Below are 15460 nucleotides of genomic sequence, written 5' to 3' on the forward strand. Positions count from 1 at the left end.
AACGGCGCCGTCTGCCGACGCTTCGCATCGGACCGCTATCTGGAAACTCACCATCGGACCGGTCCGCCCAAGCTTCCTCGTCGGCGGCGGGTCCCCCGTCCGAGCGCCATACCCCCTGCGGCTCGGCGCCTCCCGTTTTGGGCCGCTTGCGCCGAATCGAACGGCGCTGCCCTCGGGCGGGTTCCGCCCAATCGTCCCCCGGATCGCCGGCTGAGGCCCGGGGCTCCCCCTGCTCCAGTTGCCGGCGCAGGCGTTCCACCGCCTCGAGCCGAGTCGCGCCGGAGTCCTGCACAGATTCGGACTCCGGCGCGTCCCGGTCGGGCATCGGCTAGAAGTCGACGGGCGCCTCGGCGCCCGCGTCTGCGGTGACGTCTGCCCCGATGCCGAGCTTCTCCTTGATCTTCTTCTCGATCTCGTCACGCACGTCGGTGTTCTCCAGCAGGAACTTGCGCGCGTTCTCCTTACCCTGGCCGAGCTGATCCCCCTCGTAGGTGTACCAGGAGCCGGACTTACGAACGAAGCCCTGCTCGACACCCATATCGATGATCGAGCCCTCCTTGGAAATCCCCGCACCATAAATAATATCGAACTCTGCTTGTTTGAAAGGCGGCGAAACCTTGTTCTTCACAACCTTGACGCGAGTGCGGTTACCGACCGCATCGCTACCGTCCTTCAATGTCTCGATCCGCCGCACGTCCAACCGCACCGAGGCATAGAACTTCAAAGCCTTACCACCCGTAGTGGTTTCGGGTGAATTGTGCACCATGACGCCATCGACGAAGTAATTGTGATTGCCCTCGACTTCGATGTCGAACCGATGCATCGAACGAGTCTCCGGCTTCACGTGAACATCCAGCACACGGGACGCAACCAGCTTGTGCACCGGCTCGGTGAATTCGGGCACGACATTACTCAGACCCCGGAATCGTGGCAGCAGCTTGTATTCCATCGACGGTGCCATATACGGTGCAATCAGCTCCTGGAATTCCGCGGTGGCCTTCGTGGAGAAGGATAGCACGGCCACGCCGGCCGCTCCGGCTGAGCGCAGGCGCACGTCGAGCTGATAGGTATCGCGCAGGTGGTCACGCAGTCGAGTGCGAGAGCCCTCGCTCATCGCCTCGACACAGATCTCGATGCGACCACTCCCCCCTGCGGACCGCTCCTGCAAGCCCTTGGACCGCAGAGTGAACGAGCCGTCATCCATGTACCAGACCGCGAGCGCGAGCGGCGTCAGCGACTTCAGATATTCCTCGGAGAGGAACTTCTTGCCGCCACCCAGGTACACCGCGCGCTGCAACTCGCCGAGCTCCGGCAGCGGTGTGAAGTCGGCAAACTTGGCACCCTTGTCGTTCACCCGCACGGAGTGCCCGATATTGCCCAGCAGAGACACCTTCCAGTCGAGGTACTCGTGCTGGCGGGCACCGTGCCCCATCCGGAAACGAACTCCGTTGCGGTCGCGCCGATTCGGCGACAGGTTGCCGTCACCCATCAGGGCACCGAGAACCACTTGGAACTGCTGATCGCTCAGGCGGAACTTCTCCATCGACAGGACTCGATCACCCGCGATGATCTCACCGGCCTCACGCCAACCGCCGGGTGTGCGGATGAGATGATTCGGAGTCGCGGCGAACTGCGCGCGGCCGTTACCACCGGACTTTTCCACTGTGAACTGCAGGAACTGCTCCGCGGGGCCGTTGTCGAACCAGTTCACAATGCGCCTGGGTACGATCCGATTCGTCTCAGGATCGTAGGACATGACCTCGACATCCATTTTCTGGTTGACGATCTTGCCGATTTTCTCGGCGGTGCCGTCCGCCAATCGAACCCGGGTGCTGTAGTTGAAACATCCGAACATCACCCCGATTTTTTCGCGGAGCTGGTTGATGAAAATTGCGGTGGTGCCGGAATTGTTCAACCCGCTGGTCATCTTGCGGAGTGCCTGGCTCATCAGGCGGGCCTGCAGGCCCACATGGCTGTCACCCATTTCGCCCTCGATTTCCGCGCGGGGAACAAGGGCGGCGACCGAGTCGACGACTATCACATCCAGGGCGCCGGAGCGGATCAGCATATCGGCGATTTCGAGCGCCTGCTCACCGGTATCGGGCTGGGATACCAGCAGGGCATCGGTATCGACGCCCAGCTTCTTCGCGTACTCCGGATCGAGCGCGTGTTCGGCATCGATGAACGCCGCGACGCCACCGGCGGCCTGGGCATTGGCCACGGCGTGCAGGGCGACCGTGGTCTTACCCGAGGACTCCGGGCCGTAGATCTCCACTATCCGGCCGCGCGGCAGGCCGCCGAGGCCCAGCGCCACGTCCAGCGCGATCGAGCCCGTCGGGATCACCGCGATGGGCTGGCGCGCCTCCTCGCCCAGGCGCATCACCGCGCCCTTGCCGAAGCTCTTCTCGACCTGCGCCAGCGCGAGCTCGAGCGCCTTGTCGCGGTCGTAAGCCTGTGGTGCCATCGTCTGGTTCCCCTTCTCGACGGGTAAGTCTCGTTGTGTGGTTGGCGCCCACGTTAGAGGGCGGCACCGACAAGTTCCGCCGGACAGCTTAGACGAACAGATGTTCGAGGCAAGGAGCGACACGCGAACCCCGTCCGCCATCCGTCGCCCGGCTACGGCACCAGGGTGACATGGTCGGCGTGCAGCAGCGCCTGGGCCTGCTTGAACACCCGCAGGGCGGGCGTGATCTCGATATCGGTGACGGCCTCCAGCGGCCCCGGCCGCTCGGTGACGAAGCGATACAGATGCGCGATACCCGGCAGACGACCGAGGTCATCATCCGCGGCGGCGAGCACGGCTGGACCGCTGCCCGGGCGGTCGCGGCGCTGGTGGCCGGCGCGGTCTCGTCGGCGGTGTTCGCGGTGATCGAGTACCGCACGGCGGCACCGATATTCCCGCTGACCCTGCTGCGCAACGGCGAGTTCGGTGCCACGCTGAGCGCGGCGGGCGGCCTCAGCTTCGCGGCCTTCGCGTGCAGCCTACTGCTGTCGCTGTGGTTGCAGCAGCAGCTGCGGTTGCCCCCGCTGCAGGCCGGTCTGTCGATGCTGCCGCTGGCCGCGACCGCGTTCGTGGTGTCGGGCGCGTTCGGCCGGATGCTGCACGATCTGGCACCGCGGTGGACGATCGCCGGTACCCGCCGCCGCGGCCGCGCGGAGCCGGGCCGGCTTTCCCGTCACCGCAACGGCGCTACCAGCGCGAGCGCGGGACGTCGAATTCGGCGCACAGCGCTCGCCACACATCGCGGGGGTCGATACCCGCCTCGATGGCCTGCGCGCCGGTGCGGCCGTCCATGGCGGGCAGCACGTGGTCGGTCAACAGCGCATCACCACGGACCGCCCCGAACTCGGTATGCACCAGCTCCCGGAAGTCAGTCAATCGCACGTGCCGAGGGTACCGGTCACCCGCGCCCGCCCCGACCGTGGCGGGCACGATCGAATGCGATGTCCCCTCGGCACTCTCGATACCGATCCCGCCTCCGCACGCACCGGGCCCGGATGCCGCGGTGCCGACTCACCCCCGCCCTTGCGGGTCTCGGTAACCCGGGGCAGCAGCAAGGGCACTCGTCGTGGCCGCCCCACCGCTCGGCCGCGGTGGCCGATGCCGTCGCCCGCACCGGCGGTGGACCGTCAGTGCGCGCGGGCCGTATCCAGCACGCGGTGGCAGATCTCGACCGGATCGGCGGTATCGGCCGCGGTGGCGGCCGCCACGGCGGCGGCGTCGCGGTATGACGGATCGTCGAGCATCCGCAGTACCGCCTCCCGCACCGCCTCCTCGGTGAACGGCCGGACCACGATCGAACTCCCTTGCCGGGCGGCACGATTCGACAGCTCCCACTGATCGCCGCCGCCGGGCACGGTGACGATCGGCACCCCGGCCAGCAGCGATTTCGCCAGCAGGCCGTGCCCGCCGCCGCCGACAACCAGCGCGGCGTGCCGCAGCAGTTCGTCCTGCCGTCCCAAACCCGCTGTCGCCCAGGGCGGAACGTCGGCCGGTGGCGTGTGGATCATCGACACCGCCACGCGCACACCGGCGCCGTCGAGCGCGGCCAGCATGCCCTCGGCCATTCCCGACACCCCGGTGTGCGCCGTCGACGGGGCCACCATGACGAGCGGTTCGTCGCCGGGCGGCAGCGGCAGCACGTCGGCGGTCGGCTCCCACAGCAGCGGCCCGACCAGGTGCGCGTCGTCCGGCCAGTCCGGTCGCGGCACCTCCAGCGCGGGCAGGGTGGCGATCAGCCGCGCCTGCGGGCCGGGGTCCGGACCGGGCAGCCCGACGTCGACGCGGGCGTCGGCGCGCTGCCGGGCGCCGCGGTGGATGGCCCGCGCGGTCATGCCGCGCAACAGCGCGTCCCGGGCGCGGCCCCGCAGACCCGCCCCCGGGGCGAGCCCACTCCCGATGGGCGGCAAGCCCTTCGACGGCAGATAGAGCGGATGCGGCGACAGCTCCACCCACGGCACGCCCAGGCGTTCGGCGGCCATCCCGCCGCCCGCGGTGAGGACGTCGGATACCACCAGTTCGGGCAGCATCGCGCTCATCTCGGGCAGGATCTCGGAGGAGATGTACGCGGCACGCTGATGTATCCGATTCCCGGCGTCGCGGTCGTCGTCGTTCGGCCGCGGCGCCAGCCCCTTGAGCCGCCGCACCCCGATGCCCGCGTCGCGCGCGGCGTCGAACCAGACCGGCGCGGTGAACAACACCGGCTCGTCGCCCGCCGCCAGAAAGCGCAGGCACAGCGCGATGGCAGGAAACGCATGCCCCGGATCCGGTCCCGCGACGACAGCCACTCGCATGCGCCCCAGAGTGCCACACCGGGCCCGGGCCCCGGTGCGGGCCATCACCCCGATCGGTGCCCGCGGTCGGCACGATCGAGCCCACCCGGCCGGCGCCAGCGGGCGCGCGGGTCGTTCCGGCCGACAACCGGATGCGAAGATCGTCCCGTAGGACGGCCGCGGCATTCCGCACCGTAACGTCGTGTTCAGCTGTCCGGCTTAGCGTCCCCGCCATGACGAACCGACCGATCACTACGGTAGACGAGCTGATGACCGCGCTGGCGGAGTGCGCGGACGCCGAGGACGCTCCCCGCCGCGGCGGCGATCCCGTGGACATTCTCGACCACGACCGCCAATGCGCCGAGCTGCTGCGCCGCGACCACCCCGACGACGAGCAACTACAGGTAGCCGGGTTGGTGCACGACATCGGGCACACGCTGGTCCTCGGCGACGACGCCGGGCACGGACGGCACGGCGCGAACGCGGTGCGCGATCTGCTCGGCCCCCGCGTCGCCCGCCTGGTGGAACTGCACGTGCCCGCGAAACGCTATCTGGCGGCGACGGATTCGGTCCACGCCGCGAGCCTGTCGGCAACCAGCCGGCGCACCCTGGTGGCCCAGGGCGGCCCGATGACCGCCGACGAGATCGCGGAGTTCGAGGCCGATCCGGACTGCGCCGCCGCGATCGCCCTGCGCCGCGCCGACGACGCGGGAAAGGTCGTCGGACTCGCCGTCGCTCCCCTCGATACCTGGCGTCCGGTCGTCGAGCGCGTCGCCACTGCCGCGCGCCTCTCCTGACCGCCCGGAATCCGCAGCGCCCGGCACCGGAGGCAGCCGGGCACGGAACTGCCGGCCGTGTGCATTCGGCCGGCCCACCGGTCTCGAACGGGCTGTGCCCCGGCCCGACTCAGCCGAACTGGTACAGCTCGAAGCCGACCGCGCGGGCGGCGGGGAAGCCGTCCTTCGGGGCGGTGGTCGTCTCGATGACGGCGCGGGCCTGGTCGATGACGGGGTCGCGGCTCAGCGCGGAGAGGTATCGGGTGTGTGCGGCAAGGGATTCCACCGCGACCTCGACCGTGTCGGTGACGTCCACCGCGTGCGTGGCATCGGGGCCGATGACCGCCGCCCAGCGCGGCGACCAGATCGGCAGGCCGGACAGTTCGGGGAAGATCCACTCGTTGCCCGCATCGGATATGGCGTCCAGGCCCGCCCGCCCCGCGGCCCGGTGATCGGCGCTGTTGGCGAAGCCGGGCGCCCACGTGTCGCCGAAGAATCCCAGCACCACCATGTCCGGCCGATGCCGGCGGATGGCGCGGGCCAGATCCCGGCGCAGCGGGAGCGATGCCTCGATGCGGCCGTCCGGATAGCCGAGGAACTCCACGGAGTCGACCCCGACCACCTTCGCCGAGGCGATCTCCTCGGACTGGCGCAGCGGTCCGGTCTGCGCCGGCGGCAGGCCCGCGATACCGGCCTCACCGCTGGTGACCAGCACATATCGAATGTCCTTACCCTGCCGGGTCCAGCGCGCGACCGCCGCGGACCCGCCGTACTCGATATCGTCGGGATGGGCGACGATCACCAGCCCGCGCTGCCAGTCCTCGGGAAGCTGCTCCATACCCATATTCAAGCACCCCGAAACACACCGGCGGGCCGTTCGGTGACTACATCGAACGGCCCGCGCGGCCCCTGACGCACAGGGATGTCTACAACTTGTTCACCGTCGACTTGTTCGACCCCGACACCGCCTTGTACAGCAGGTACAGCCCGAACACCACGAGGCTGATGATCAGGATCGGGACCAGCGCCTTGACCAGCGCGCCGATCACGATCAGCGCCAGCCAGATCAGCGCGACGACGCCCAGGATCTTCCAGAACATGTCCACTTCCTCCCGAAGGTTTCCGAACCGCCGTCACCGCGATCCGACACCTCCATACTGACCGCCCGAACCCGGAAAATCACCAGGTCGTCACCGATATCCGGGAAAGATCAGGGTTGTCCCGGAGCGTGCGCACCGACCCGAAGAGCAGCCGCACGCTCCGTATCCGTTGCTGGTCCGTCTCGGCCACATATGGACTGGGATCAGCGACCTGGACGACGAACAGACAGGAATGCGAGGGCAGGACGAGGATGCAAGGTCGTGCGTTTTCTATGAGTTGCGGGCCGAGAAGGACATCAACAATGAAGGGGGCGATCGGAACCGAGCAGGCTGTCGGAGGAGCGACCTACCGAGACGAGCGCGTTCGCGGCCGGCATCTAGCGCTCGGCGAGATCTGCCAGCGCTTGTGCCCAGCCATCCAGCCGGTCGGCGGCGCCGCGGAGATCGGTCATCGCCCAGCCGAGGTCGTCGGGGAGGGCGGGGCTTTCGGGGACGGCGAGGATACGGCCGGCCGCGGCGACGAGTTCCTCGTATTCGGCGACGCCGTCCTCGAGGCGGCTCGCGGCGGCGCGGATGTGGGTGCCGAGGGCGGGGCCGGACACCGAGTTCACCTGGCCGACAAGTTCGGCCGCCTTCTCCATCGCGACCAGGTCCGCGGCCAGCGCATGCAGCGCAGCGGCGCCGGAACCGGCGGTCTCGAGCGTGTCGTCCAGTTCCTCGCCGGGCAGGCGGCCACCACGCACGATCTGCTGTCCCACCGTATGGAAGGCCCGCTCGGCGCGGACCAGCCGGGCGATGGGCACCCGCGCCGCCGACCGGACCGGCGGCAGCTTGCGCGGCACGAACGCGGCCTCCGGCAACGGGTTCCGCCGCAGTTCGAGATAGCGCCGAGTGGTAACGGCCGCGCCGGTCACCAGCGCCGCGGCACCCCCGCCGACGACGATGACGGCCCATGCCGGGGCCGAAATGATCACCAGCCCGGCCGTGCCCAGCGCGGTCAGCCCCGAGGCGGTCCCGAGCCGCAGGCTCCGCCGCCGCACCCGCCGGCGCCGCCGCAATTCCCGTTCCCGGGGATCGGACCACTTGCGCACCGCATGCAGCGCATGTTCCCCGGCCTCCCGCAGCGTGTCGGGCAACCGCCGTACCTGCTCGACCTGCGCGTCCTGAACCCCGGACTGCACCAACACATCCCGCACGAACCGCCCCGACCGCGAACCACGCGGATCGGCCCCACCGTACGGGCCGGCGGCTCGCTCACCCTGTGCCCGCGACGTGGAACCACCGGGCCGCACATCGACCCGACCGGCGTCATCGAACGCCGCCCTGCCCCCCGCGGAGTTATCCGGCCCGTCACCACGAGAACGACCGGGCCACAACCGAACCCGACGCCCGGCATCCGGCGCCGCGACATTCTCGGCAGCCTCTTCCGGCTCCACCGCACGAGAACCACCGCGCCGCACGGCGACCCGGCCGCCGTCACCGAACACCGCCCTGCCCTCCGCGGAATTACCCGGCCCGTCACCACGAGAACGACCGGGCCACAACCGAACCCGACGCCCGGCATCCGGCGCCGACTTCTCCACGGAATCCTCCGCCGTCGGAGAGCGACCGAGGAAGGATCCCCCTCGACGCCCAGCGTCCGGCGCCGTCACCTTCTTCTCGGAATCGTCCGGCACGTCCCCACGAGAACGCCCCGGAACCACCCCACCTCGACGGTCGGCACCGCGATTGCCCGGCACCGCGGACTCCTCGGCGCCCCGGCCGATCTCCTCGGTGCCCCGCTCCCCCGTCCACACCTCGGACGGCGAGACGGCGGGCACATCCGCCGTATCGCGCGATCCGCCCTCGCCGACGGTCGGCGAGGGCGGGAACGGGGACGGGAACAACGACTCGTGCGGACGGCCGGCCCTGCGGGACATCACCTCGGTACCGGGCTCGGCCGGGCGCGACACACCACGGCGCCGGAACCGGGCACGGCCGACCGCGGACTCGTCGCGGGCCCGCGCTCTGCCCATCACACCCAGTACCTTCCCGGCGGAGAACCGCTACTGCTGCGCGGCCTGGTCCTTGTTGGCCTGCTGCGGGTTGACCTGGGGCTGCGGCTGCGGGGTCGGCGCCGACAGGGACTGCTGGGAAGCGTCGCCGGCCGGCAGCGAGTCGCCCCGCATGGACGCGCGGATCTGCTCGAGGCGGTTGTGGCCGGCCATCTGCACGCTGGCCTGCTGGACCTCCGCCATGCGGCCCTGCACCGAGTTGCCCGCCAGCTCCGCGGCGCCGAGCGCGTTGGCGTAGCGGCGCTCGATCTTCTCGCGCACCGAATCCAGGCTCGGCGTGCTGCCGGGCGCGGACAGCGTGGAGTCCATCGACTGCAGCGAGGCGCTGACCTGCTCCTGCATCTTCGCCTGCTCGAGCTGGCTCAGCAGCTTCGTGCGCTCGGCGACCTTCTGCTGCAAGGTCATCGCGTTCTGCTCGACCGCCTTCTTGGCCTGCGCGGCGGCCTGCAGCGACTGGTCGTGCAGCACCTTCAGGTCCTCGATCGACTGCTCGGCGGTAACCAGCTGCGCGGCGAAGGCCTCGGCCGCGTTGGTGTACTGGATCGCCTTGTCGGTATCGCCCGCGGCCTGCGCCTGATCGGCCAGCTGAACCGCCTGCCGGGCGTTGGCGTTGAGTTTCTCCACCTCGTCGAGCTGGCGGTTCAGCTTCATCTCCAGCTGACGCTGGTTGCCGATCACCGACGCCGCCTGCTGCGACAGGGCCTGATGCTGGCGCTGGGCCTCCTCGATAGCCTGCTGAATCTGGACCTTAGGATCCGCGTTCTCCTCGATCTTGGAATCGAAGAGGGCCATGAGGTACTTCCAGGCCTTGACGAACGGATTAGCCATCGATTGATCCCGCCTCCATCTGACGCGCCGCGCTCCAGCGGCTGTAGTGCGCGACCGTCACGCACCCCGTTGTCCCTATCGTCCACCGCGCGGCACCGATGCGGGGAGGCCCCGTCGGTAACCGACGCTTATAGAGAATCTATCCGTTTCCGCTCCGTAGTACAGCGTTGCCGGTGCCGATCGATGGTCGGCACCGGCAACACCGGTCACTTCGCCTGTACCAGTACCAGCTTTTCCGCCCGCGGCGCCGGGATCACGATCCGGGTGTCCTCGGCGATGGCGCCCAGCGGCACCGCCGTGGACGCGGTGGACGCGGTGGCCGGCGCCTGATCGGCCTCCGGCGCGGACACCGGCCGAGCGGGCACGGCGGCCGCCTCGTCGGCATCGGTCATCGCCGCGCTCACATCCGACAGCACCCGGGCCAGCGGCACGTCCAGCGCCTGGCAGATGGCCGCCAGCAGTTCGCTGGAGGCCTCCTTGCGGCCGCGCTCCACCTCGGACAGATAACCGAGACTCACCCGAGCCGACGTCGACACCTCCCGCAGGGTCCGGCTCTGAGCGACCCGAGCACGCCGCAGACTTTCCCCGATGGCCTCTCGCAGCAGCGTCATCTCGTTCTCCTCACGTTCTGTTCCTCGCCAGACCCGGCAAGCCAGACCCGAGCATCTTCTGTGACAACGTCACACGTCGCCCGGTTGGTTCCCGGATATCCGCCGTCCCAGGCCCCGGACGAGTTCGGCCACGGCCGAACGCACCGCTTCCATCCTGATCGTCCACCGGTCGCCGGACAGTTTCAACCGCAACACCTCGGTACTCTCCGGCCCCGCCAGCCCGAGGAACACCGTGCCGACCGGCCACCCGTCCTGCTCGTCCGGTCCCGCGACGCCGGTGAGGCCGACGCCCCAGTCGGCACCGCAGACCGTGCGCGCGCCGACCGCGAGCTGTCCGGCGGTACTCGCGGCGACCGGGCCGTCGGCGGCCAGTGTGTCCTCGCTCACCCCGGCCAGGCTGCGCTTCAGCTCGGTGGCGTAGACGATCAGGCCGCCGCGCAGCACCGCGCTGGCACCCGGTACGCCGGCGATGGTCGCCGCCAGCAGTCCCGCCGTCAGCGACTCGGCCGTCGCCACGGTCAGATTCTCCTGTTTCAGCAGGGAGACGAGAGCGGCCGCGGGAACGACCGCGGTGAGCGGATCCGCCGGACTCACCGCCGGACCGGGCCGAACCGCAGCCGGGCCGCCTGCACCACGTAATCCAAGCCGGTGACCACGGTCAACGCCACCGCCACGTACATCAGCACCAGCCCGGCCGTTTCGAACGCACCCGACAGCGGCAGCAGCAACACCCCGATGGCCAGCGACTGCACCAGCGTCTTCAGCTTGCCGCCGCGCCCGGCCGGGATCACCCCGCGGCGCACCACCGCCATCCGCAGCAGCGTCACCCCGATCTCCCGGGCGCAGATCACCAGGGTGATCCACCAGGCCAGATCGCCCAGGACCGACAGTCCGATCAGCGCCGAGCCGATCAGCGCCTTGTCCGCGATCGGGTCTGCCAGCTTGCCGAAATCGGTGACCAGGCCGTACTTACGGGCCAGCTGCCCATCGATGCGGTCGGTGACGGCCGCGACCGCGAACAGGACCGTCGCCGCGATCCGCCAGCCGGTCTCGTGCCCGCCGCCGGCGAACAGCGCCAGCAGGAACAGCGGTACGACCAGAATCCGGGCCACGGTCAGCACGTTGGCGACGTTCAACAGCGGCACCGCGGCCGGCTCGGCGGCGCGGGCCGGAACCGAGACCAGATTCGCCCGCGCCCGGCCCGCCTCGACCCAGGCGCTGTCCATATCGTCGCTCTGCACGCTCACCGGCACCCCCCTGCGCGCGGACCGTGCCCGTCACGGTGGCTCCGGACGGCCGACGGCCGAACCCGAACACCGCACCGGATCCCCGGAACTCGGGGCGGGCGGGCGGGCGGGGAGTGCGGCACTCCACCAGACTATCGGTAACCCGGCCGACTACTGTGCACCCCATGACAACACGGGCACCCCACAGTGATCCGGTCGGCGGCGCTGTGCCCGAGGACGGCACCGAAGGGCCCGCCTCGGGCACGCCGATCGTGCGCCGTGCCCGGACCTCGGACGTGCCCGATATCAAGACCTTGGTCGACGTGTACGCGGGCCGGATCCTGCTGGAGAAGAACCTGGTCACCCTCTACGAGGCGGTGCAGGAGTTCTGGGTGGCCGAACTGGACGGCCGGGTGGTCGGCTGCGGCGCGCTGCACGTGCTGTGGGCCGATCTCGGCGAGGTGCGCACGGTGGCGGTGCATCCGCGGGTGAAGGGCATGGGCATCGGCCGACTGCTCGTCGACAAGCTCATCGCGACCGCCCGCGAGCTGGAACTGCGGCGGCTGTTCGTACTCACCTTCGAGGTGGATTTCTTCGAGCGGCACGGCTTCACCGAGATCGACGGCACCCCGGTGACCGCGGAGGTGTTCGCGGAGATGTGCCGCTCCTACGACACCGGTGTGGCGGAGTTCCTCGACCTCAGCTACGTCAAGCCGAACACCCTCGGCAATACTCGAATGCTGTTGAACCTGTAGACGTTAGGGAGCTGCCGTGCCGATCTTCGCCGTCCACTACACCTATTCCGAGGCGACGGCGCCGGGCCGCGACGAGCACCGGCCCGCCCACCGCGCGTGGCTGTCCGGACTGGTCGACCGCGGTGTCGTGCTGTCCTCGGGCCCCTACCCCGACGGCTCGGGCGCGCTGATCCTGTTCCGCGCCGACGACGGTGCGGCGATGGCGAAGCTGCTGGCCGAGGACCCGTTCGCGCAGCAGAACCTGATCGACGCCCAGCGATTCGTGGAATGGCAGCCGGTGATGGGGGCCTTCGCGGAGTAACCGGCCCGCGGGCGCGCACGCCTCGCGCCGCGGCCGAGAGCCGGATCGGTGCGAGTTCGAAACCGGTCCGGGAAACCATGGTTGCGGGGCCCGCGCGGCTCGACGGCGAGTCGGGTGTCAGCGGAGACACCGCGCGCGGGCCCCGTGCCCGTGACCTGCCCCTGGCATCGAAACGCGCCCGGCGGTCAGGCTTTCGGCGACCCTATACAACCAGTTGCATATGCGAGGTCGAGATGCATCCGTTCCGGCAGGCCGTCGAATCCCAGGACGCGGCGGCCATCGAGGCGCTGCTGGCCGACGATGTCGTGTTCACGAGCCCCGTGGCGTTCAAGCCCTATCCGGGGAAGGCCCTCACCGCCGCGATCCTGCGCGGCGTGATCCGGGTGTTCGAGGACTTCCGGTATGTCCGCGAGATCGCCGATCCGAACGAGCGGGACGCGGCGCTCGTCTTCGAGGCGACCGTGGCCGGTAAAAAGCTGACCGGCTGCGACTTCATACACCTCGACGACGAGGGCAAGGTCGACGACCTGACGGTGATGGTGCGCCCGCTCTCGGCGGCAACCGCGCTCGCCGAGGCGATGGGCACGCAGTTCGACCGAATCCAGCAGGAGGCCACCGAGCAACTCCGGCGCGAGTCCGCCGACGCCTGAGAAACCGCCACCTCCAGCCACGCACGGCCGGAGCGAATGCGGAGGTACGCCTCCACAGGCACGGTCGGCGCAGCCGCCCTCGGACCGCGCATGGCCGGAGCGAATGCGGAGGTACGCCTCCACAAGCACGGTCGGCGCAGCCGCCCTCGGACCGCGCATGGCCGGAGCGAATGCGGAGGTACGCCTCCACAGGCACAGTCGGCGCAGCCGCCCTCAGACCGCGCACGGCCGGAGCGAATGCGGAGGTACGCCTAGGGTGGACGAGTGCGATTGGACGAACGCGAGGCGCTGCGACGGTTCCGCGCGGCCCGCGTGGCCCGGCTCGCCACGGCCGACGCGGCCGGGCAGCCGCACCTGGTCCCGGTCACGTTCGCCGTGGCCCCGGACGCGCCGGTGGTGGTGATCGCGATCGATCACAAACCGAAGACCACGACCGACCTGCGGCGGCTTCGCAATATCGCGGCGAACGACCGCGTCTGCCTGCTCGCCGACGAATACGACGAGGACTGGACGCGGCTGTGGTGGGTGCGCCTGGACGGCACCGCGCACATCCTCACCGCCGAGCCCGACCGCGCCGGACCGATCGCCTGGCTCACCGCCAAATACTCCCAGTACCAAGGGAATCCACCGCACGGGCCGGTGATTCGGATCGCCGCCGATATCGTCACCGGCTGGTCGTTCCGCGACTGAGCCACCGACGGCCGGGGGCAGCACACGCACGTGGCCTCCACTACCCCGAACGATCGCCCGCCAACCCCGCCACCGGCTGATCGTTCCGCAACTGAGCCACCGACGGCCGGGGGCAGCACACGCACGTGGCCTCCACTACCCCGAACGATCGCCCGCCAACCCCGCCACCGGCTGATCGTCCCGCGACTGAGCCACCGACGGCCCGGGCGGCACACGCGCGTGGCCTCCACCACCCGGGGTGATCGCCGCCAATGCCGTCACCGGCTGGTCGTTCCGGACTGAGCCGCAGACAGCCGTTCGGTCGCACGGGCCTTGCCCCGCGTCTGTGGACTCGGCTACTCCGCCGGGCGATCGCCCGCGGACATCCGGTCGCCACCTGCCGCCGCGACACCGTCGATGACGACCATATGCTCCTCGGCCCACGCCCGCAGCGCGGCCAGCGGAACCTCGAGGGACAGACCGAGATCGGTGAGCCGGTAGTACACCTTCGGCGGGACCGTCGGCTCGACCCGGCGGGCGACCAGACCGTCGCGCGTCAGGTTCTGCAGGGTCACCGACAGCATCTTCTGGGAGACACCCGGCATGCGACGCCGCAGTTCGGCGAACCGCACCTCGCCCGGATCGGCCTCGGCGAGCAGCTTGACCACCATGGACACCCATTTCGTGCCGATCCGGTCCAGCAATCGGCGAGTGGGGCAGGCCGGATCGAATACGTCGCCGCGCAGGGTAGTCACCTGGACCTCACCGCCTGAGTCGAAAGTGCCGTCTGTACCGATGATCATAGGTTCCCTATGTTCATGTGGTCACTGATAGTTACCACATAGGGGTTGGTCATGGTCCTCTCGGCAGCCGAGATCCCGGTGCGGCGGGTAGCGGCGAACGGTATCGATATCAACGTCGCCGTCGCGGGCACCGGCCCGGCCGTCCTACTGCTGCACGGCTTTCCGCACACCTGGCGGCTGTGGTCCGACGTGATCGGCGCCCTCGCTCCGTCGCATCGGGTCATCGCGCCGGATCTGCGCGGGCTCGGTGCCAGCGCCCGCCCCGACGACGGCTACGACGCCGAGACCCTGGCCGCCGACGCCGCCGGGCTGCTCGACGCCCTGGGCGAGCGGAATGCCGCGGTCGTCGGCATCGACCTCGGCACACCCCCGGCCTTCCTGCTGGCGATGCGCCGGCCGGAGCGGGTCCGGCGGCTCGTGGTGATGGAGTCGCTGCTGGGCCGGCTGCCGGGCGCCGAGGACTTCCTGCGCGACGGTCCACCGTGGTGGTTCGGCTTCCACGCCGTACCCGGTCTGGCCGAACGCGTCCTGTCCGACCACGAATCCGCCTACGTCGACTGGTTTCTGACCGCGGGAACGCGAGGCCGCGGCGTGCCGCCGGAGTTGCGCGACGCCTTCGTCGAGGCCTACACCGGCCCCGACGCGCTGCGTGCCGCCTTCGCGCACTACCGCGCCATGCCCGAGAGCGCCCGCCGGATCGAACGCGCCGTCGCCGAGACCCGCCTGCGCGTACCGACACTGGCGATCGGCGCACATCCGGTGGGCAATGCCCTCGCCCGCCAGCTCGCGCCGCATACCGACGACCTGACCGGCCGCGTGATTCCCCGCTGCGGGCACATCATTCCGATCGACGGCGCCGCCGACCTGCACCCGCTACTCGCGGATTTTCTTGCGCCGTAACGCCTTCATCGGCG

19 protein-coding genes are annotated in these 15460 nt (G+C 69.9%); 6 read left to right on the plus strand and 13 right to left on the minus strand.

Features of this window, described 5'->3' with window-relative positions; translation table 11 throughout:
• Nucleotides 1–328: 328 nt before the first annotated feature.
• The 5 genes from recA to D892_RS0137310 form a co-directional block, all read right to left on the minus strand.
• Nucleotides 329–2464 (minus strand): intein-containing recombinase RecA, encoded by a 2136-nt coding sequence (gene recA / locus D892_RS43100; protein WP_036567761.1) that lies wholly within the window; start codon nt 2462–2464, stop codon nt 329–331.
• Between the two features lie 152 nt (nt 2465–2616).
• On the minus strand, nt 2617–2799 hold the full coding sequence (locus D892_RS0137295; RefSeq protein WP_024806133.1) for a hypothetical protein: 183 nt from the start codon (nt 2797–2799) through the stop codon (nt 2617–2619).
• 183 nt (nt 2800–2982) lie between these two features.
• Complete coding sequence (locus D892_RS0137300) at nt 2983–3180, minus strand: hypothetical protein (RefSeq protein ID WP_024806134.1); 198 nt, start codon at nt 3178–3180, stop codon at nt 2983–2985.
• A 10-nt stretch (nt 3181–3190) separates the two neighbouring features.
• Complete coding sequence (locus D892_RS0137305) at nt 3191–3385, minus strand: DUF3046 domain-containing protein (RefSeq protein WP_024806135.1); 195 nt, start codon at nt 3383–3385, stop codon at nt 3191–3193.
• Between the two features lie 245 nt (nt 3386–3630).
• Nucleotides 3631–4794 carry a glycosyltransferase gene (locus D892_RS0137310; RefSeq protein ID WP_024806136.1) on the minus strand — a complete coding sequence of 388 codons (1164 nt, stop codon included), beginning with the start codon at nt 4792–4794 and terminating at the stop codon, nt 3631–3633.
• 212 nt (nt 4795–5006) lie between these two features.
• Between D892_RS0137310 and D892_RS0137315 the strand changes: the two genes are divergently transcribed.
• Nucleotides 5007–5570 carry an HD domain-containing protein gene (locus tag D892_RS0137315; protein WP_051499349.1) on the plus strand — a complete coding sequence of 188 codons (564 nt, stop codon included), beginning with the start codon at nt 5007–5009 and terminating at the stop codon, nt 5568–5570.
• A gap of 109 nt (nt 5571–5679) precedes the next feature.
• Here D892_RS0137315 and D892_RS0137320 read toward each other — a convergent pair whose 3' ends face one another.
• The 7 genes from D892_RS0137320 to pgsA all read right to left on the minus strand — a co-directional run bounded on the left by D892_RS0137320 (nt 5680) and on the right by pgsA (nt 11389).
• Nucleotides 5680–6387: a PIG-L deacetylase family protein gene (locus D892_RS0137320; protein ID WP_024806138.1), complete on the minus strand. Its 708-nt coding sequence runs from the start codon at nt 6385–6387 to the stop codon at nt 5680–5682.
• Between the two features lie 88 nt (nt 6388–6475).
• On the minus strand, nt 6476–6649 hold the full coding sequence (locus tag D892_RS48115; RefSeq protein WP_024806139.1) for a hypothetical protein: 174 nt from the start codon (nt 6647–6649) through the stop codon (nt 6476–6478).
• A 377-nt stretch (nt 6650–7026) separates the two neighbouring features.
• The gene (locus D892_RS49025) at nt 7027–8664 is read right to left on the minus strand and encodes a hypothetical protein (RefSeq protein WP_232236257.1); all 1638 of its coding nucleotides are present in this window, start codon (nt 8662–8664) and stop codon (nt 7027–7029) included.
• Nucleotides 8665–8694: 30 nt separating this feature from the next.
• On the minus strand, nt 8695–9531 hold the full coding sequence (locus D892_RS0137335; RefSeq protein WP_024806140.1) for a PspA/IM30 family protein: 837 nt from the start codon (nt 9529–9531) through the stop codon (nt 8695–8697).
• Nucleotides 9532–9737: 206 nt separating this feature from the next.
• Nucleotides 9738–10142 carry a helix-turn-helix domain-containing protein gene (locus tag D892_RS0137340; protein ID WP_024806141.1) on the minus strand — a complete coding sequence of 135 codons (405 nt, stop codon included), beginning with the start codon at nt 10140–10142 and terminating at the stop codon, nt 9738–9740.
• Between the two features lie 69 nt (nt 10143–10211).
• Nucleotides 10212–10736, minus strand: coding sequence for a CinA family protein (locus D892_RS0137345; protein WP_024806142.1), 525 nt, complete (start codon nt 10734–10736; stop codon nt 10212–10214).
• Nucleotides 10733–11389, minus strand: a complete 657-nt coding sequence (gene pgsA / locus D892_RS0137350) for a CDP-diacylglycerol--glycerol-3-phosphate 3-phosphatidyltransferase (protein ID WP_024806143.1) — start codon at nt 11387–11389, stop codon at nt 10733–10735. Before pgsA ends, D892_RS0137345 begins: the two co-directional genes overlap by 4 nt.
• A gap of 251 nt (nt 11390–11640) precedes the next feature.
• Here pgsA and D892_RS0137355 point away from each other — a divergent pair, with 251 nt between their 5' ends.
• The 4 genes from D892_RS0137355 to D892_RS0137370 all read left to right on the plus strand — a co-directional run bounded on the left by D892_RS0137355 (nt 11641) and on the right by D892_RS0137370 (nt 13764).
• A complete protein-coding gene (locus D892_RS0137355) occupies nt 11641–12123 on the plus strand; it encodes an amino-acid N-acetyltransferase (RefSeq protein ID WP_024806144.1) in 483 nt (160 codons plus the stop codon).
• Between the two features lie 16 nt (nt 12124–12139).
• Nucleotides 12140–12424, plus strand: coding sequence for a YciI family protein (locus D892_RS0137360; protein WP_024806145.1), 285 nt, complete (start codon nt 12140–12142; stop codon nt 12422–12424).
• Between the two features lie 233 nt (nt 12425–12657).
• On the plus strand, nt 12658–13074 hold the full coding sequence (locus D892_RS0137365) for a nuclear transport factor 2 family protein (protein ID WP_024806146.1): 417 nt from the start codon (nt 12658–12660) through the stop codon (nt 13072–13074).
• 264 nt (nt 13075–13338) lie between these two features.
• The gene (locus D892_RS0137370; protein WP_024806147.1) at nt 13339–13764 is read left to right on the plus strand and encodes a TIGR03668 family PPOX class F420-dependent oxidoreductase; all 426 of its coding nucleotides are present in this window, start codon (nt 13339–13341) and stop codon (nt 13762–13764) included.
• A 335-nt stretch (nt 13765–14099) separates the two neighbouring features.
• On the opposite strand, the gene D892_RS0137375 is transcribed toward D892_RS0137370, so the two are convergent.
• Complete coding sequence (locus D892_RS0137375) at nt 14100–14498, minus strand: helix-turn-helix domain-containing protein (RefSeq protein WP_024806148.1); 399 nt, start codon at nt 14496–14498, stop codon at nt 14100–14102.
• Nucleotides 14499–14597: 99 nt separating this feature from the next.
• Here D892_RS0137375 and D892_RS0137380 point away from each other — a divergent pair, with 99 nt between their 5' ends.
• Entirely contained in the window at nt 14598–15446 is an 849-nt protein-coding gene (locus D892_RS0137380; protein ID WP_036567769.1) for an alpha/beta fold hydrolase, read from the plus strand.
• Nucleotides 15447–15460 lie beyond the last annotated feature (14 nt).

The sequence above is a fragment of the Nocardia sp. BMG51109 genome, assembly GCF_000526215.1.
Lineage (GTDB): Bacteria > Actinomycetota > Actinomycetes > Mycobacteriales > Mycobacteriaceae > Nocardia.